The organism is Myxococcus sp. CA056 (assembly GCF_013336715.1).
In the GTDB taxonomy this organism is placed as follows: Bacteria; Myxococcota; Myxococcia; order Myxococcales; family Myxococcaceae; genus Myxococcus; species Myxococcus llanfairpwllgwyngyllgogerychwyrndrobwllllantysiliogogogochensis.
Genome location: NZ_JABUMT010000016.1, coordinates 193,346 through 211,016, shown reverse-complemented (window position 1 = coordinate 211,016; position 17,671 = coordinate 193,346). Strand labels below are relative to the sequence as shown.

The 17,671-nt window shown below is 69.7% G+C and carries 11 protein-coding genes; 5 read left to right on the top strand and 6 right to left on the bottom strand.

Translation table 11 applies throughout. The annotated features are described in order from the left end of the window. Positions 1-10 precede the first annotated feature (10 nt). From HUA76_RS38475 to HUA76_RS38460, 4 genes are all read right to left on the bottom strand, one after another. The gene (locus tag HUA76_RS38475; RefSeq protein ID WP_254614760.1) at positions 11-2,215 is read right to left on the bottom strand and encodes a TonB-dependent siderophore receptor; all 2,205 of its coding nucleotides are present in this window, start codon (positions 2,213-2,215) and stop codon (positions 11-13) included. 221 nt (positions 2,216-2,436) lie between these two features. Beyond that, complete coding sequence (locus HUA76_RS38470; RefSeq protein ID WP_174463695.1) at positions 2,437-4,014, bottom strand: PepSY domain-containing protein; 1,578 nt, start codon at positions 4,012-4,014, stop codon at positions 2,437-2,439. Positions 4,015-4,022: 8 nt separating this feature from the next. Beyond that, a complete protein-coding gene (locus tag HUA76_RS38465; protein WP_174463694.1) occupies positions 4,023-4,853 on the bottom strand; it encodes an energy transducer TonB in 831 nt (276 codons plus the stop codon). Between the two features lie 163 nt (positions 4,854-5,016). Further along, positions 5,017-5,505 (bottom strand): 8-oxo-dGTP diphosphatase, encoded by a 489-nt coding sequence (locus HUA76_RS38460; RefSeq protein ID WP_174463693.1) that lies wholly within the window; start codon positions 5,503-5,505, stop codon positions 5,017-5,019. Between the two features lie 314 nt (positions 5,506-5,819). Between HUA76_RS38460 and gltB the strand changes: the two genes are divergently transcribed. Both gltB and HUA76_RS38450 read left to right on the top strand, forming a co-directional pair. Beyond that, positions 5,820-10,376 (top strand): glutamate synthase large subunit, encoded by a 4,557-nt coding sequence (gene gltB, locus HUA76_RS38455; RefSeq protein ID WP_174463692.1) that lies wholly within the window; start codon positions 5,820-5,822, stop codon positions 10,374-10,376. Positions 10,377-10,379: 3 nt separating this feature from the next. Next, a complete protein-coding gene (locus HUA76_RS38450; protein ID WP_174459287.1) occupies positions 10,380-11,840 on the top strand; it encodes a glutamate synthase subunit beta in 1,461 nt (486 codons plus the stop codon). A gap of 3 nt (positions 11,841-11,843) precedes the next feature. Here the strand turns inward: HUA76_RS38450 and HUA76_RS38445 are convergent, their stop codons facing one another. Next, entirely contained in the window at positions 11,844-12,023 is a 180-nt protein-coding gene (locus tag HUA76_RS38445; protein ID WP_174463691.1) for a hypothetical protein, read from the bottom strand. Positions 12,024-12,406: 383 nt separating this feature from the next. Between HUA76_RS38445 and HUA76_RS38440 the strand changes: the two genes are divergently transcribed. Both HUA76_RS38440 and rnk read left to right on the top strand, forming a co-directional pair. Continuing rightward, positions 12,407-15,214: an ELWxxDGT repeat protein gene (locus tag HUA76_RS38440; RefSeq protein WP_174463690.1), complete on the top strand. Its 2,808-nt coding sequence runs from the start codon at positions 12,407-12,409 to the stop codon at positions 15,212-15,214. Positions 15,215-15,319: 105 nt separating this feature from the next. After that, the gene (rnk, locus tag HUA76_RS38435) at positions 15,320-15,736 is read left to right on the top strand and encodes a nucleoside diphosphate kinase regulator (RefSeq protein WP_141646227.1); all 417 of its coding nucleotides are present in this window, start codon (positions 15,320-15,322) and stop codon (positions 15,734-15,736) included. A gap of 57 nt (positions 15,737-15,793) precedes the next feature. Here the strand turns inward: rnk and HUA76_RS38430 are convergent, their stop codons facing one another. Further along, positions 15,794-16,558, bottom strand: a complete 765-nt coding sequence (locus HUA76_RS38430; protein WP_174459284.1) for a ParA family protein — start codon at positions 16,556-16,558, stop codon at positions 15,794-15,796. A gap of 266 nt (positions 16,559-16,824) precedes the next feature. On the opposite strand from HUA76_RS38430, the gene HUA76_RS38425 reads away from it, so the two are divergent. Beyond that, the gene (locus HUA76_RS38425) at positions 16,825-17,658 is read left to right on the top strand and encodes an MBL fold metallo-hydrolase (protein WP_141646228.1); all 834 of its coding nucleotides are present in this window, start codon (positions 16,825-16,827) and stop codon (positions 17,656-17,658) included. Positions 17,659-17,671 lie beyond the last annotated feature (13 nt).

Genomic DNA, 17,671 nt, shown 5'->3' with positions numbered 1-17,671 from the left:
ACCCTCTTGGTTAGAAGCGGTAACGCGCCGTCAGCAGCGCGGACACGCCATCGGCGGGCACCGCGTGGCCGCCGTAGTACTGGTCGTAATACAGCGTGTCGGTGAGGTTGTAGACGTTGAGCTGGACCTGCGCCTTGCCGAACGCGTAGCTGGCGAACGCATCGAAGCGCCAGAAGTTCGGCACGTAACTGGTCGCCGTGGTGGGCGCCGCGGGATTGCTGACGCTCGTCACGTCCTGGTAGACGGCGCCGCCGCCCACGGTGAAGTCCTTCAGCGGCGAGTACGTCGTCCACAGGGAGATGCTGTGGCGCGGCGTGTTGGGCAGCCGCTGGCCCACGAGGAACGCGTTCGTGTGCTCCACGATGGCGGAGTCCATCAGCGTGTAGTTGGCGAGCACCTTCCAGCGCTCGACGATGGTGCCGGCGATGCCCACGTTGAAGCCCTGCACGCGCTGCTCACCCTCGAGCACCTGCGGCGGCCCCTCCGGGTCCGTGTTGGGCACGCGCGCGTCCGTCTTCGTGATTCGGAACACCGCGCCCGTCAGCCCGAGCCGGCCGTCGAGCAGGTCCGCCTTGGCGCCCGCCTCCAGGATGGCGTTCTTCTCCGGGTCCAGGCTCACGGTGTCCGCGGACACCGAGCCCAGCTCCGCGGAGGGGCTGGAGGACGTGCCGTACATGCCGTAGACGCTCACCTTCTCCGCCGGGTGCAGGACGACGCCCGCACGCCAGTTGAAGAGGTGGTCGCTCTTGCGCAGCCGGCTCTTGGCGCCGGTGTTGCCCGTGGTGGAGTAGTCGGTGTTGAAGACGTCCCAGCGCAGCGAGCCCACCAGCTCCAGGTACTGACCCACCTGCACCTGGTCCGCGGCGAAGAGGCCGAGCGTCCGCTGGATGCTTACGTTGGAGCCGGAGAACACCGGCGACACCGCGGACAGGTCCGGCTCCGCGTCCGGCTCGAACAGGTCCGCCGGGATGTTGGGGCCGGTGGGCAGGCCCACGGCGTTGAGGTTGTCGCGGGACTGGCCGCGCTTCTCCCACGACAGCTCCACGCCCGCGTTCGCGGTGTGCTTGATGAAGCCCGTCTCGACTTCACCGCCCACGGTGGCCTGGTTGGAGATGACGGAGTTGTCCGTCTCCGTCTGGAAGCGCTGCCGGCCGATGGTGGTCGGCGCGCCCGCGGGGGTGAGGCCGCGCGGCGCGGTGGGGCTGGCGAAGCGGTCCACGCGACCGAAGCGCAGCGTGTTGGTGAACTGGAACTGCTCGCCCAGTCCCTGGGTGAGGCGCGCCGTGGCGACGTGGGCATCGACGCGCTCGGTGTCCGCCTTCACGCCGTAGAAGTTCCCGCGTGGGACATCCAGCGTCTCCGTGACGGGCTTGCCGTTGAAGTAGGGCACGCCGTAGTCGGGAAGGCCGTCCTCGCGCTGGAAGAGGTAGTCGAGCTCCAGCGTGGTCTGCTCCGCCACCTTGAAGCGCAGCGAGGGCGCCAGGCCCAGCCGGTTGTCCTGGACGACATCGCGGCCCGCCGTGGAGGCCAGCTGGCCCATGAGGTTGAGGCGCGCCTGGAAGTTCTCCGACACCGCCTCGTTGAGGTCCGCCTCGACGCGGCCCGACGGCGCGGTGCCGCCGCTCAGCGCGACCTCCTGGAAGGACGTGCGCTTGGGCTTCTTCGTCACCAGGTTGATGGCGCCGCCCGTGGAGCCACGGCCGAAGAGCACCGAGGACGGACCGAAGTACGCCTCCACGCCCTCCAGGTTGAACGTGTCGCGGGTGAACCAGCCCAAGTCTCGCGCGCCGTCGCGAGACACGTCGTTCTGCGCGGAGAAACCACGCAGGATGAAGGCGTCACCCTGACGTCCCCCTTCGCCGGCGCTCATGGTGATGCCGGAGACGTTGCGCAGCGCGTCCCGCACCGTGGTCGCCTGCTGCTCCTCGAGCACCTCCTCCGGCACCACCGTCACGGACTGCGGCGTATTCACGAGCGCGCGCTGGATGCGGGGCAGAGAGCTCTCCTTGACCTGATAGCCCTCCGCGTCGCCCTGCACCTGCACGGTGGGCAGCGTGAAGTGACCCTCGGTGCCCTGGGTTTCCGGCACGGGCGTCGTGGCCTGGGGCTCCACGGGCGCGGCCTCCACCGGGGCCTCCGCCGCCACCGGCACCTGCTGTGCTTCCTGCTCCTGCGCCACCGCCCCACCGGCCGCCAGCGCCGATGCGAGCCCCATCGCGGGACCCCACGGCCTCAGCGCGGAACGAATTCCTCCCGTGTGACCCGCGCTCGTCCGGATTCCAGGGCTGCGTGACTTGATGAACGACATGACTCTCCCCACTCCCAGGCCCATCGAGGGGCCGTTCCAGTTAAATTGAGAATGACTGCGATTTTCAGAATCAACCAAAGGGCGCCCGAAGGCGTCGCGGGAACCTCGCCCGCCCGTTTCGAGGTGTCCTAGGCGGGGGTCTCCGGCGAGCTCACGGGCGTGGGCTCGGACGACGCCGGCACGGGCGTCGAAGTGCGCGGGTTTCGCTTCGGGAAGAAGCGTCGCCACGACAGGGCGAAGCCGGTCCACACGAGGAAGACACCACCGAGCGAGGCCATCGCGGCGATGAGCTGGCCCACCCACCCGAGCGCCTCGCCAGTGTGGAGGAAGCGCAGCCAGGTCCTCAGCTTGCGTCCGCTGTTGAAGTCCGCGAAGCCCTCACGTTTCGCGATGACGCCCGAGAACGGGTCCACCGAGAACTGCGTGGAGGCGAACAGCGGCCATCCATCCTGTTCCTTCACGTTGAAGGTGACGGCGTCGACCTTGCCGTCGCTGTCACCCTTCGGGCCGCGCGACTCACCGCGCGACTTGCCTTCGGCTCGGCGCTCACCTTCCGCGACGGGCGCGCCACCCCGCGACTCGGCGCGACGCTCGCCCTCAGCGGCCGGTGCCTCAACACGGCGCTCACCTTCCGCGACGGGCGCGCCACCTCGCGGCTCGGCGCGAGGCGCACCCTCACCGGCTGGTGTCTCTGTTCGACGCTCACTGTTGGTGACGGGGGACTCAGCGCGACGCTCACCCGCCACGACCGGAGCCTCGGCGCGAGCGCCAGGCTCACCCTGCCCTGCCCGTGGCGGCGCGGACGGTGCCTGCCCTGGGGGAGCGGACGGCTTGTCCTGCCCACCCGCCCCTCGGGGCGGCGACGGCAGCCGATACGTGATGCTCGACCAGGCGGGAACCTGCTCCTGGACCGTCGCGAGGAGCGCACCCAGTTCCTTGCGCGGCGCTCCACCCTCCGGCGGTGTCACCTTCACGCCCGCCGACCCCGGAGGCCCCTGCGTCGCTGGCGCCGGGTTGCCCGTCACCGAGTAGACGAAGTCCGACGCCCACTTGTACGAGATGACCATGCCGGACGCCGTGAGCACCACCAGCACCGGCATCGACCAGAGCCCGATGACGTTGTGCCAGTTGAAGTCGCGAGGCTTGCCCTTCAATCCCCGCTTGAACCAGAGCACCGGGCGCACCGTCTTCAGCGTCCACTTGCGCGGCCACCACAGGTAGAGCCCCGACAACGCCAGGAACAGGAAGCCCGCGTTGGACGCGCCGGTGATCGCCTTGCCGATGGCGCGATTGTCGCCGCCCGTCGCGAGCCACCGGTGCCAGTCCTCCATCACATGGAAGAAGTCCCGCCAACCCTTCGCCCCACCCTCCCGCACCTCGCCCGTGTACGGATTGACGAACACGACGCCAGCGCGCCCCAGGGCCACCTGCGCGGCCGCCGTCGCGGACGGATACACCGTGACACCCGACACCTGGGCCTCGGGCTTCGCCTCGCGAACCTTCGCCACCAGCGCCTCGATGGGCAGCCGCCGGACCTCCGCCTCGGGAGCCGGCACGGCGCGAGCCTCGGCCTCCGCCCACTCGAGCACCTGGGACTCGAACGCGATGGCCACCCCCGTCACCGACATGATGGCGACGACGATGCCAACGACGACACCGACGACAAGATGAATCCAGAACAGCGGCTTGCGGAGCGGGAGGGCCATGACCTGCTTCAATTCAAGGAGAACTGGACGGGAAGCTCGAGGATGACGCGCACGGGCTTGCCCTGGCGTCCGATGGCCGGCGTGAAGCGCCACCGATTGACGGCCGCGATGGCCGCCGAATCGAGCATGGGAATGGAGCGGATGACCCGCGTGTGCTCGGTCTCAACCTCACCGTCCGTGCCGACGATGATGCGCACCAGGACGAGCCCCTGGACGCCATCGACGCGAGCCCGACGGGGGTACTCCGGCGTGAGCTGCTTCAAGACGGACGGAGGTCGCAGCACCTGCCCCAACCCCACCGCCTCGCCCGTCCCCCCCGGAGCGCCGACGATGCCGCCCTGCGTGCCGCCAGCCACCCCACCCGCGACGCCCCCCACCACGCTCGGCTTCGACGTGTCTTCGGGACGAGCCTCCGCGGTGGCCTCGGGCGCGCTCGTCTCCGCCTCTTCAACGGCCGGAGCCTCCTCGGGCGGCGTGGGCTCGACGACCTCGGGCCTCTGCTGCGGCACCACGGCCCGAGGCACCACCACCGGACGCGGCGCGCGAGGGCGGGCCTGCCGCGACGCACGCTCGACCGAAGCGGGACGCGGAGCACCTCCCGATGCGGGCGGAGGGGGCGCGAAGGAGAGGAACACCAACTCCGGCTCGTCCGCCACGGGCGCCACCTGGGCGGGCGCGGGCAGCGCCATTCCCACCCCCAACACCCCCAAGTGAGCCACCACCGCCATGACGAGCGCCCAGCCCCACCGGGCCCAGACGCCTTCTCGTTCCAACGTCTCGCCCAGGCGGAACAACTGCCCGGACGACACGCTCCGCTCGGCCGGCGGGACGCCCTCCATGGAGGGGATATTGAAATTGAGAACCATTCTCATATTCAGATTCCATAGAACTACGCCCACGAGCCAGGGCTCGTCAACGCGCAAGCTCGACTTGGGCGTATTTGTTTCATCACAGTGGCCGATACACGCACCCCGCGCGTGGCAAACCCAGACAGGGTGCGTCTCACAGCCGCGTGAAACTCCAGCTCAACGCGCGTCCCTCGGAATACGGCATGACGCCGTGAAACGGCCGAGGGTCCTCGTCGAACACGAGCGGCAGGAAGTGCCGGTCTCCGTCCCACATGGGCAGGCGAGGAAGCTCGTCGAGGGGCACCCAGGACAGCGTGCCCTCCGCGTTGCGCTCCAGCGGCGTGCCCTCGAAGGCGTCGATGCGGAAGACGAAGCCGAGCCAGTCCTCACCGTGCTTGCCGAAGCCGGGCCAGGACAGCGTGCCGCGAAGGACCATGCGCGTGCACTCGATGCCCGCCTCTTCGCGAATCTCGCGGCGCATGCACGCGCCCACGTCCTCGTCGCGCTCCATCTTCCCGCCGAGCCCGTTGTACTTGCCCAGGTGCGCGTCGTCGGGCCTGGCGTTGCGGTGGATCAGCAGCACCCGTTGCCCGTCCGGCGACATCACGTAGCCCAGGGTGCCGATGATGGGGGTGTAGGGCATGGCGCGGTCCTCATGACGCCGTGCGAGAAGAGCTCGCGCGGACGCGCCGCTTCATAGCGAATCCCGGGCGCCCCCGGTCCACCCACCACGGTGGGTCCCTCCCACGGCGTGACGAGGCCGCCCCTCCCCCGAGGGCAATCGACTGGCCACCCATTGACGAGGGCCTCCGTCTTGGGGGTGGCCGGCAAGGCCCCTTGGCCCACTGCCCGACCACCGGCCTCTCGCTCGTGGCTTCTTTACGGGAGTCGACGCGTCGCGTTAGCGTGTAGCGACACAGCGATGACCTCCCGCGTCAGGCGGGAAAGGGGAAGTTGATGACCGCGATCCTCCCCGGCCGGTACGGCCTCTACGAGCCCGAGACCGAACACGATGCCTGCGGAGTGGGCTTCGTGGCTCACCTGCGAGGTGAGCGCTCTCGAGGCATTGTCGAGGACGCCCTGGAACTGCTCAACCGCCTGAGTCACCGGGCGGCCGCGGGGAAGGATCCTCGAACGGGAGACGGCGCCGGCATCCTCGTCCAGTTGCCGCACCGCTTCTTCGAGCATGAGGCGCCGGAGCTGGGCTTCGAGCTGCCTCCGCGTCGACAGTACGGCGTGGCGCAGGTGTTCCTGCCGCAGGAGGTCGAAGCCCGGGCCGCGTGCGAGGCGGTGCTGGAGGAGGTCGTCGCCGAGGAGGGGCAGCGCGTGCTCGGCTGGCGCGACGTCCCGGTGGCGCCGGAGCACCTGGGGCCGGTGGCTCGCGAGGCCGCGCCCGTCATCCGCCAGCTCTTCATCGCCCGGCGCCGCGTGGTGCCCAGCGCGTTCGAGCGCAAGCTGTACCGCATCCGCAAGCTGACGGAGAACCGCGTGCTGGCGCGCGGCGTGGACCCGATGGGCCGCTTCCATCTGGCCAGCCTCTCCTCGGAGACGCTCGTCTACAAGGGGCTGCTGCTTCCCGCAGACCTGCCGCGCTTCTACCCGGACCTCCAGCACACGGAGTTCGTCAGCGCGCTGGGGCTGGTGCACTCGCGCTTCTCCACCAACACGTTCCCCACGTGGGAGCTGGCGCAGCCGTTCCGCTTCATCGCGCACAACGGCGAAATCAATACCCTGCGTGGCAATCGCAACTGGATGACGGCGCGACGCGGACTGCTCCAGACGGCGCGGCTGGGCGGGAGCCTGGAGCCGCTGTGGCCCATCATCGTCCCGGGCAAGAGCGACTCCGCGCAGTTCGACAACATGGTGGAGCTGCTCTACCTGGGCGGCCGCACCCTGCCCCACGCGATGATGATGATGATTCCGGAGGCGTGGGAGGGCGACGCGCTGATGTCGGACGAGAAGCGCGCGTTCTACGAGTACTCCTCCGCGCTCTTGGAGCCGTGGGACGGGCCCGCGGCCATCGCCTTCACGGACGGGCAGCTCATCGGCGCGACGTTGGACCGCAACGGGCTGCGGCCAGCGCGCTACCTCGTCACCGAGGATGACCGCATCATCCTCGCCTCGGAGACAGGCGTCATCGACGTGCCTCCCTCGCAGGTGCGGCGCAAGGGGCGCCTGACGCCGGGCCGCATGTTGCTGGTGGACACCACCGAGGGCCGCATCCTGGAGGACGAGGAGGTGAAGCGCGACATCAGCACGCGCTGGCCCTACCGTCGCTGGCTCCAACGCAACGTCTTCACCTTCGACGACCTGCCCACCATCGCCGCGCCGGAGCGGCTGCGCGGCGACGAACTGACGCGGCTCCAGGGCGCGTTCGGCTACACGGTGGAGGACATCCGCTCGGTCATCACCCCCATGGCGGAGACGGGCAAGGAGCCGGTGGGCTCCATGGGCACGGACACGCCGCTGGCGGTGCTCAGCGACCAGGCCCCCAGCCTCTTCTCGTACTTCCACCAGCTCTTCGCGCAGGTGACGAACCCGCCCATCGACCCGCTGCGCGAGTCGCTGGTGATGACGCTGGCGACGGCGCTGGGCCCGGAGAGCAACACCTTCGAGGAGACGCCCGAGCAGTGCCACCGGCTCTCGCTGCCCGGCCCCATCCTCACCAACGGGCAGCTCGCGCGGCTGGCCTCCATCCACGGCGAGGGCCTGTTCGAGACGAAGCGCCTGTCGCTGCTCTATCCCCTGGACGGCGGAGAGGGCGCGCTGGAAGCGGCGGTGGAGAAGCTGTGCGCGGCGGCGGTCGACGCGGTGGACGCGGGCGCGAGCATCCTGCTCCTGAGCGACCGGGGCGTGGACGTCACGCACGCGGCCATCCCCGCCCTGCTGGCCATGTCCGCGGTGCACCAGCGCCTGGTCCGTGACGGCATCCGCATGTACACGGGCCTCCTGCTGGAGACGGCGGAGGCGCGCGAGGTGCATCACTTCGCCTGCCTCTTCAGCTACGGCGCGGCGGCGGTGAATCCGTACCTGGCGCTGGACACGGTGCGGGCGATGGCGGACGGGGGCGAGCTGGGGGTGGACGCGGAGAAGGCGCAGGAGCGCTTCATCCACGCCGTGGAGGAAGGACTGATGAAGGTGATGTCCAAGATGGGCATCTCCACGCTCCAGTCCTACCGAGGCTCTCAGTTGTTCGAAGCGGTGGGACTTCAGCGCGGCCTGATTGAACGCCACTTCACCGGTACGCCCTCCCGAGTGGAAGGCGTGGGTCTGCCCGAGCTGGGACGAGAGGTCGCGGAGCGCCACGCGCGCGGCTTCGAGACAGCGGAGGGCCAGGTCCCCGTGGGCGGCCAGTACCGCTGGCGCCGACAGGGCGAGCGACACAAGTGGAATCCGGCGACAATCGCCAAGCTCCAGGCGGCGGTGCGCGGCAACGACGCGGCGCAGTTCGCGGAGTACTCGCGGCTGGCGGACGACGAGACGCACGAGCACTGTAACCTGCGCGGTCTCCTGGAGGTCGTGACCGAGGGTTGTCGTCCCGTCCCCCTGGAAGAAGTAGAGCCGGCCCTGTCGCTGGCGCGTCGCTTCGTCACGGGCGCCATGTCCTTCGGCTCCATCAGCGCGGAGGCCCACGAGACGCTGGCCATCGCGATGAACCGGCTGGGTGGCAGGTCCAACAGCGGCGAGGGTGGCGAGGAGTCTCGGCGCTACCTGCCGGACGAGCACGGCGACCTGCGCCGCAGCGCCATCAAGCAGGTGGCGAGCGCGCGCTTCGGTGTCACCACCGAGTATCTGGTCAACGCGGACGAGCTGCAGATCAAGGTCGCCCAGGGCGCCAAGCCCGGCGAGGGCGGCCAGCTTCCGGGCCACAAGGTGGACGAGCGCATCGCCAAGGTCCGCTGGTCCACGCCTGGCGTGACGCTCATCTCCCCTCCTCCGCACCACGACATCTATTCCATCGAGGACCTGGCGCAGCTCATCTACGACCTCCAGTCCACCAACCCGAAGGCACGGGTGAGCGTGAAGCTGGTGAGCGAGGTGGGCGTGGGCACCATCGCCGCGGGCGTGGCGAAGGCGGGCGCGGGCTGCGTCGTCATCTCCGGATACGAGGGCGGCACCGGCGCCTCGCCGATTTCGAGCATCCACCACGCGGGCCTGCCGTGGGAGCTGGGCCTCGCGGAGACGCAGCAGGTGCTGGTGCACAACGGGCTGCGCTCGCGCATCCGCGTGCAGGCGGACGGCGGCCTGCGCACCGCGCGCGACGTGCTGGTGGCCGCGCTGCTGGGCGCCGAGGAGTTCGGCATGGCCACCGCGAGCCTCGTGGCCGTGGGCTGCATCATGCTGCGCAAGTGCCACCTCAACACGTGCTCGGCCGGCATCGCCACGCAGGACGGAGCGCTGCGAGAGCGCTTCCAGGGCAAGCCCGAGGACGTGGTGAACTTCTTCCTGCTCATCGCGGAGGACCTGCGGCGCAAGATGGCGGCGCTGGGGGCTCGGACCATGGAGGAGCTGGTGGGCCGGGTGGACCTGCTGCGCCAGCGCGCGGCGGTGGACCACTGGAAGGCGCGACGCGTGGACCTCTCCGCGCTGCTGGCCGCGCCCGCCGCTCCGGAGAGCGAGCCCCGTCACTGCACGGTGCCCCGCTCCAAGGATGTGTCGGACCACCTGGACCACGAGCTGCTTCGCGACGCGAAGGCGGTGATCGACGGTGGGCCCGCCATGCTGTTGACGCGGCCGGTGAGCAACACGCATCGCGCGGTGGGCGCCATGCTGTCCGGGGAGATCGCCAAGAAGTATGGGGCGCGAGGGCTCCCGGACGGGCGGCTGCACGTGCGGATGAAGGGCTCGGCGGGTCAGAGCTTCGGCGCGTTCCTGGTCTCCGGCGTCACGCTGGAGCTGGAGGGAGACGCCAACGACTACGTGGGCAAGGGCCTCTCGGGCGGACGCATCATCGTCTACCCGCACCAGTCCAGCCGCTTCGTGGCGGAGGAGAACGTGCTGGTGGGCAACACGGCCCTCTACGGCGCCACGGCGGGCGAGGTGTACCTGCGAGGACTCGCGGGTGAGCGCTTCGCGGTGCGCAACAGCGGCGCGCAGGCGGTGGTGGAAGGCGTGGGCGACCACGGCTGCGAGTACATGACGGGCGGCGTGGTGGTGGTGCTGGGCCCCACGGGCCGCAACTTCGCGGCGGGCATGAGCGGCGGTACCGCGTACGTGTTGGACAAGGAGTCGACGTTCCGACAGCGGTGCAACCTAGAAATGGTGGAGCTGGAGTCGCTGGTGGACGAGTCGGAGATCTGGCTCGTGCACGGCATGGTCGAGCGACACCTGCGGCATACGCACAGCGCGCTGGCGCGGCGGGTGCTCGACAACTGGGAGTTGATGGTGCCCCGGTTCGTGAAGGTGATGCCGACGGACTACAAGCGCGTGTTGCAGGCGCGACGCGCGGCGAAGAAGCCACCGGAGACCTCGGTGGGGGCGCAGCTCCAACACGTCGTCGGCGGGAGGGGCTGAACCATGGGCAAGCCGACCGGATTCATGGAGTGGGCCCGCGTCCACCCGCACAAGCGCGAGAAGCAGGAGCGGCTGGGCGACTATCGGGAGTTCGCGCTGCCGCTGGCTCCCGAGGAAGCCAAGCGACAAGCAGGGCGCTGCATGGACTGTGGCGTCCCCTTCTGTCACCAGGGCTGTCCGCTCGGGAACCTCATCCCGGACTTCAACGAGGCCGTGTACCGGGGCCGCTGGCGCGAGGCGTACGACATCCTCACCCGCACCAACGGCTTCCCGGAGATGACGGGCCGGCTGTGCCCCGCGCCGTGCGAGGCGGCGTGCGTGCTGGCCATCGACCGCGACGCGGTGACCATCGAGCAGATGGAGAAGGAGATCGCCGAGCGCGCCTTCACGGAGGGCTGGGTGAAGCCCCGGCCTCCCACCCGGCGCACGGGACGAACTGTCGGCGTGGTGGGCTCGGGACCCGCGGGGCTCGCGGCGGCGGCGCAGCTCAATGCGGCCGGGCACAGCGTCACCGTGTACGAGCGCGACCCGAAGGCCGGAGGGCTGCTGCGCTACGGGATTCCGGACTTCAAGCTGGAGAAGTCCGTGGTGGACCGTCGCCTCGCGCTGATGGAGGCGGAGGGCGTGGTGTTCCGCACCGGCGTGGACGTGGGCGGCTCGGTGAGCTTCCGTGAACTGCGCGGGCGACATGACGCGCTCTTGCTCGCAATGGGCGCGCGACGGGCGCGTGAGCTGGAGGTGCCCGGGCGCGAGCTGAGCGGCGTGGTGCAGGCCATGGAGTACCTGGAGCACCAGAACCGGCTCGTGGATGGGCACGGTGAACAGCAGGAGCGACTGAACGCTGCGGGCAAGCGCGTGGTCATCCTTGGAGGTGGTGACACGGGCTCGGACTGCCTGGGCACGGCGCTGCGGCAGGGCGCGAAGAGCGTGCAGCAAATCGAGCTGTTCCCCTCGCCTCCCTCCGTGCGCGCGCTGGACAACCCGTGGCCCCGGTGGCCGGTGGTCTTCCGCACGTCGTCGAGCCAGGAGGAAGGCGGCGAGCGAGGCTTCGCGATGCAGACGAAGCGACTGGTCGGCACGGACGGGAAGCTGGAGGCCCTGCACGCCGTGAAGGTGGAGGTGCAGCGCGCGGTCGGCGGCGGCCCGAGGCTGGTGGAGGTTCCCGACTCCGAGACGACGCTCGAGGTGGACCTGCTGATCCTGGCGATGGGCTTCACCGGCCCGGAGACAACGGGACTCGTGGACGACCTGGGCGTGGCGCTCTCGCCTCGCGGCACGGTGCAGGTGGACAAGCGCTTCGCCACCTCGGCGGATGGTGTCTACAGCGCGGGGGATGCCAGCCGGGGCGCGAGCCTCATCGTCTGGGCCCTGTCTGATGGCCGCGAGGCGGCGAAGTCCATCGACGCGTACTTGTCCGGCGGCGTGTCGGTGTTGCCGACACGCGGCGCGGACAGTCCGTTCTGAGCGTCAGGGCTCGAACGTCTGGAGCTGAAGTCCCTCGGCGACAAGCTCGGCCACGGTGACGCGTTGGTCGAGCCGTTCGAGGGGGCAGCCCCAGAGCGCGATGATGGAGCGGTCCAGCTTTCGTGCGAGTGCTGTCGCGGACGTGGCGTGCGCGGCCAGCGCGTTGGCCACGTCCTCTGCCATGGGACGCAGTTCAGTCGGCATCTTTCGATGTCTGACGGAGAGCTGGAACGGGTGGCCCTCCAGCACTCCCGAGGCCCATTCACGCAGCGCCAGGAGCCGGAGTCACAAGGAACGAACGGCGTCAGGAAGGACGACAGGCCGTCGATGAACGTGAACATGTTGGCCCTCCGGACCAGACAGTGGTCCCCAGGCTGACACTGTTCCATCCACCGTGGCGCACTTCTCGACGCGGCTTCGGCCGCTGAGTCGCCTCGAACCGACCGTGGCGATGTGCCCGGGCGCTCAATTCCCCGTCCCTGGAGGGTGGGTTTTCACGAGGCGGGAGCAAGCCACCTTTGGCGCCCACTCGCGCGAGAAATGTCGCGCGAAGAACGGTGTCCCTCATGGCGTTGCCGCTCCTGCCTTTGTCACTGCTCCTCACGTTGCTGGTCTCCGCGCTCTGCTGTGGCGGAGGAGATGCGGACACCCTGTCGATGGGAAAGCTGGGGGGCACCCCGGACGTGCTGGACTCCCCCTACCCCGTGGACGACATCGCGGGAGGCCGCCTCAGCTCCGGCCCGCATGAACTGACCGACGTCAACGGCACCCTCTACTTCGTCGCCACCGACCGCTCCCGAGGCACCGAACTCTTCAAGAGCGATGGCTCGGACCGAGGCACCTTCCTCGTCAAGGACGTCCGCGCTGGGCCCCTCGGCTCGGAGCCGCGTGAGCTCACCGCGGTGGGAGACACGCTCTACTTCATCGCCCATGACGGCGAGCACGGCGAGGAGCTGTGGCGCAGTGAAGGACGGAGTTCGAACACCCGCCTCGTCGTGGACTTGCGTCCAGGCCCCCTGGGCTCCCACCCCGAGAGCCTCGTCCAGCTCGGCGAGCACCTCTTCTTCTTCGCCCATGACGGCCAGTCCGGCGTCGAGCTGTGGCGGACGGATGGCACCGCGGGAGGCACCGCGCTGGTGAAGGACATCGCGGAAGGTCCATCCGGCGCATTCCCTTCCCAACTCGTCGCAGCGCAAGGCCGGCTCTACTTCTTCGTCGACCGGGTCCTCTGGCGCAGCGACGGCACGACCAGCGGCACCGTCGCCGTGAAGGAAGTCGACGCCCCACCTGGCGTCATCGTCCGCCCCAGGGCGCTCACCCAGGTGGACGGCCGACTCTTCTTCTTCGTGAGCTACGAGGACGACGACGTCCTTCCCGGTGAACTCCCCGCGCTCGCGCTCTGGACGAGCAACGGCAACCCGAATGGCACGGTGAGGCTCATGGACCTCCCGTTCCCCACGCTCGAAGGGCCCTTGCGCGCTCGCGCCGCGGGCAACCTCTTCTTCTTCGTCACCAGCTTCCCCGACCATGGCGACGAGCTGTGGCGCAGCGATGGCTCCGTGCTCGGAACCTTCCCCGTGCGCGACATCGCCGCGGGCTCCGCCAGCTCCAACCCCCGCGAACTCACCGCGATGGACGGGCGCCTCTACTTCTCCGCCTGGTCTCCCCAGCACGGTGACGAGTTGTGGCGCAGCGACGGCACACCCGACGGCACCGTGCTCGTCAAGGACCTCGTGCCCGGCCCCCAGGGCTCCGCCCTCGCCTTCCTCCGTGAAGCGAGGGGACGGCTGTACTTCTCCGCGCGCGAGCCAGGGAAGGGCCACGAGCCCTGGAGCAGCAATGGCTCCGGACGCGGAACCTCTCGACTGGAGGACCTGTCCCCCGGTGCGTTCTCATCCGCCGCGCGCGACTTCACGGTCAGCGGCCGTAGGGTGTTCTTCACCGCGAACGAGCGCGGGACCGGCGCCGAGCTGTGGGCCCGGGACGTGGGCTACGACTTCCGAGTCGCCGCGAAGCACCTGCTGTGGACGGGCGACGACGAGGACACGCTGCACTCGAGCCCCTCGCCCGCGCGCCTCATCCAGGACATCTTCCCGGGCCCAGGCAGCGCCAACACCCGCGCGTGGACGACGCGAGGCAACACGCTCTACTTCGACGCGGACGACGGCAGCATCGGCCAGGAGCTGTGGCGCACCGACGGAACCCCGGCGGGCACCGTGCTCATCAAGGACCTGCGCCCGGGCCCCCTATCCTCCGAGCCCTCCGACTTCTTCGTCGTCGGCCCATGGGCCCTCTTCTTCGCCGACAATGGCGTCCACGGCCGGGAGCTGTGGCGCACGGACGGCACCACCGAGGGCACGGTGATGGTGAGGGATATCCGGCCCGGCTCGGGGAGCAGCCAGGGCGATGGAACCCCGGTCGTGCTGGATGGCATCGCGTACTTCAACGCGCGCGACGCGAGCCACGGCGAGGAGCTGTGGCGCACGGACGGAACTCCCGCGGGCACCACGCTCGTCAAGGACCTGGCCCCTGGCGCCGAGGACGGCTCGCCGCGCTACCTCACCGTCGTGGGCTCGCGAATCTTCTTCCTCGCGAACTTCCCTGACGCCGGATGGGAGCTCGGCATCAGCGACGGCACCGAGGCCGGGACACATCTGGTGAAAGACCTCCTGCCAGGCCCCACCGGCTCATTCCCCAACACCCTCACCGCCCTCGGCTCGCGGCTCATCTTCGCCGCCAACGATGGCGAACACGGCGAGGAGCCCTGGGTCAGTGATGGCACCGAGAGCGGCACCCGGCTCCTGCGCGACATCTGGCCGGGCCCGAGCGGTTCATTCGCGGACACCTTCACCGTCGCGGGAGACCGCGTCTTCTTCGCGGCGGCGGACCCCCTGGCGGGCCGCGAGCCCTGGCTCAGCGACGGCACCGAGAGCGGCACCACCCTGGCCTTCGACGTGTATCCCGGCCCGGAGGGCTCCTATCCCCTGTGGTTCGGCGCGCTCGGCCCGAGCGTCCTCTTCAGCGCCGATGACGGCACCCACGGCATCGAACTGTGGCGCACCGACGGCACGCCCGGCAGCGCCTTCCTCGTGAAGGACATCCACCCGGGCCCCGCCCACTCGGAGCCCCGCTGGATGACAGGCGTGGGCACGACGGCCCTCTTCCATGCGGACGATGGCGTCAATGGCGCGGAGCTCTGGGAGACCCACGGCATGGAGTCGGGGACGCGGTTACGACAGGAACTGGTACCCGGACCGCTCGGCGCGCTCCCCTACTTCTTCACGCACGCGGGGCCCCAGGTCTTCTTCCTCGCGGACGACGGCGCCCAGGGAATCGAGTGGTGGGTGCTGAAGCTCCCGGACGACGGCGGCTGAGGCCCCGCATGGCTCTCCGGGCTCGCCGGGAATAGATATTTCGCCCAGCCGTTGGCGCGGTGTTGACCCTATCCTCATTCTTTACTTTTCACGGGAGCCATCGACATGACCAGCGAGCAGTCCCTCATCGTGACTGAGACCGACCTGGAGCGTCTGCGCCAGGTCATCGACCACCATGGAGGGGGCCGTACGGCCGAGCTCGTGGAGATGCTTGATTCGGAGCTGTCCCGGGCCCAGGTGGTGTCCTCGGAGACGGTTCCTCCCAGCGTCGTGACGATGAACAGCACCGTGCTGTTCGAGGATGAGCAGACCGGCGAGCAGCGGCAGGTCACGCTCGTCTACCCGAGGGACGCGAAGAGCGACGAGGGTCGCATCTCCGTGCTCGCCCCCATCGGCAGCGCCCTCATCGGCCTGTCCGTGGGGCAGTCCATTGCCTGGCCGCTGCCGAGCGGGCGCACCAAGCGACTGCGCATCGTCGCCGTGCCCTACCAGCCCGAGGCCGCCGGCCACTACCACCTCTGATTGATTCGCGCGAAGGCGCCCGTCCCGTGCTCCCGGGGCGGGTGCCCACGCCGTAAGTCAGCGCAGGCCCACGCGCTTCGCCAGCTCCTGCGCCAGGGCCCGCAGCTCCTCGACACCCGGCGCCGCGGGGCTCGTGTCGAACACCACCTCGTAGCCCAGCCCCGCTTGATTGATGGACTCCGAGCGCGGAATCCGCGCGCGCAGCACCGGCACCGTCGAGTCCTTCAGCGCCTCTTCCATCGCCTCGTTGGTCGCCGTGGTGCGCCGGTCCCACAGGTTCACCACCGCCACCAGTTCGCCGCTCTGCTGCTCACGCACGTCGCGCCACGCCGCTTCGATTTCGCCCAGGCCCTGGAGCGCGAAGGCCCCCGTGGGCACCGGCGCCACGACGAGGTCGGAGAAGCCCAGCACCGCCTCCGTGTACGCGCCGATGCTCGGCGGCGTGTCCGCGAGGATGACGTCCGGTGTCCAGCTCAGCGTCTTCAGTGCGCGCGGAATCGCCTGCAGGCGGTGTCCCCATTGGAACAGCTCGCGCTCCATCGCCGCCATGCGAGGCGCCGCCGGCGCGATGAAGAGCGTGGGCCGCTTCGGTGACGCCACCACCACCTGGTCCAACCGGTACTTGGGCCGCGCGCCCAGGGCCTCCCCGACACACGGCCCCTCGCGACTCTCCAGCCCCAGCACGAGCGACGCGTGCGCCTGGGGATCCAGGTCCAACAGCAGCACGCGCTTGCCCATGTCCGCCAGCGCGGAGGCCACGTGCGCGCAGAGCGTCGTCTTCCCCACGCCGCCCTTGATGGTGCAGAACGCAATCAACGCCATGGCTCCGTCCTATACCGGATCTCCCACGCGGGCGATGAACGCCAGGGCCCCCAGCAGCCCGGCCATCAGCCGGAACTCCCCGTAATTCTCGATGCCCCGGAATGGTACGGCCGCACCATCCAGGGGCGCTCCAGAATGGTGCGGTGCCCCGCAACGTCAGACCTCTCGTCAATAATTCCAGCCACTTGGACATGGCATCCCACGTGCTCAAGCACGGGGCATCAGGGCGTCCTCACGGAGGCCCTCCATTGAATGAGGAGGTCGTCATGGATATCCGGTTCTACGGCGTTCGGGGGAGCATCGCTGTCTCGGGTTCGCGCATCGGCGGCAACACGGCATGCGTGGAGGTGACGAGCCAGGGCCACCGGCTGATCCTCGACGCGGGCACGGGCATCCGGGCGTTGGGTGAGGTGATGATGCGCGAGGGCCCGCCGCACAAGGTCGCGATGTTCTTCTCGCACCTGCACTGGGACCACGTGCAGGGCTTCCCCTTCTTCACGCCCGCGTACCTGCCCACGACGGAGCTGACGATGTACGGTCCCGGCGCGAATGGCGCGCAGGCGCTCCAGTCGGAGCTGGCGGCGCAGATGCAGCCGCCGCACTTCCCGGTGCCGCTGAGCATCATGCGCTCGCGGATGGACTTCCTGTCCGCGCTGCACGGCAAGACGGTGGAGGTGGGGCCCTTCAAGGTGACGCCCATCGACGTGCCGCACCCGCAGGGGTGCCTGGCGTACCGGGTGGAGGCGGATGGGCACTCGTTCATCTACGCCACGGACGTGGAGCTGTGCCGCGAGGACCTGACGCCGGAGGTGGCGCGGCTGTTCGAGGGCGCGGACGTGTTGTGCCTGGACGCGCAGTACACGCCCGAGGAGTACGACGGCCGCAAGGGCATCCCGAAGAAGGGCTGGGGCCACTCGACGATGATGGACGCGGCGGACGTGGCGAAGACGGTGGGCGCGCGGCGGCTGTGCCTGTTCCACCATGACCCGGCGCACACCGACGAGACGCTGGAGGACATGGCCGAGCAGGCGCGCACCCTCTTCCCCGTGTGCGAGCCGGCCCGCGAGGGGCAGCGACTGATCCTGGGCCGCGCGGCCTGAGAGGCGGGCGGAA

What these genes read in the sequence shown, in the direction of transcription:
- gltB (WP_174463692.1), top strand. Translation starts at nt 5,820, where the DNA reads ATGACCGCGATCCTCCCCGGCCGGTACGGCCTCTACGAGCCCGAGACC.
- HUA76_RS38440 (WP_174463690.1), top strand. Translation starts at nt 12,407, where the DNA reads ATGGCGTTGCCGCTCCTGCCTTTGTCACTGCTCCTCACGTTGCTGGTC.
- HUA76_RS38425 (WP_141646228.1), top strand. Translation starts at nt 16,825, where the DNA reads ATGGATATCCGGTTCTACGGCGTTCGGGGGAGCATCGCTGTCTCGGGT.
- HUA76_RS38430 (WP_174459284.1), bottom strand. Translation starts at nt 16,558, where the DNA reads ATGGCGTTGATTGCGTTCTGCACCATCAAGGGCGGCGTGGGGAAGACG.
- HUA76_RS38475 (WP_254614760.1), bottom strand. Translation starts at nt 2,215, where the DNA reads ATGGGGCTCGCATCGGCGCTGGCGGCCGGTGGGGCGGTGGCGCAGGAG.
- HUA76_RS38460 (WP_174463693.1), bottom strand. Translation starts at nt 5,505, where the DNA reads ATGCCCTACACCCCCATCATCGGCACCCTGGGCTACGTGATGTCGCCG.
- HUA76_RS38470 (WP_174463695.1), bottom strand. Translation starts at nt 4,014, where the DNA reads ATGGCCCTCCCGCTCCGCAAGCCGCTGTTCTGGATTCATCTTGTCGTC.
- rnk (WP_141646227.1), top strand. Translation starts at nt 15,320, where the DNA reads ATGACCAGCGAGCAGTCCCTCATCGTGACTGAGACCGACCTGGAGCGT.
- HUA76_RS38450 (WP_174459287.1), top strand. Translation starts at nt 10,380, where the DNA reads ATGGGCAAGCCGACCGGATTCATGGAGTGGGCCCGCGTCCACCCGCAC.
- HUA76_RS38445 (WP_174463691.1), bottom strand. Translation starts at nt 12,023, where the DNA reads ATGGCAGAGGACGTGGCCAACGCGCTGGCCGCGCACGCCACGTCCGCG.
- HUA76_RS38465 (WP_174463694.1), bottom strand. Translation starts at nt 4,853, where the DNA reads ATGGAGGGCGTCCCGCCGGCCGAGCGGAGCGTGTCGTCCGGGCAGTTG.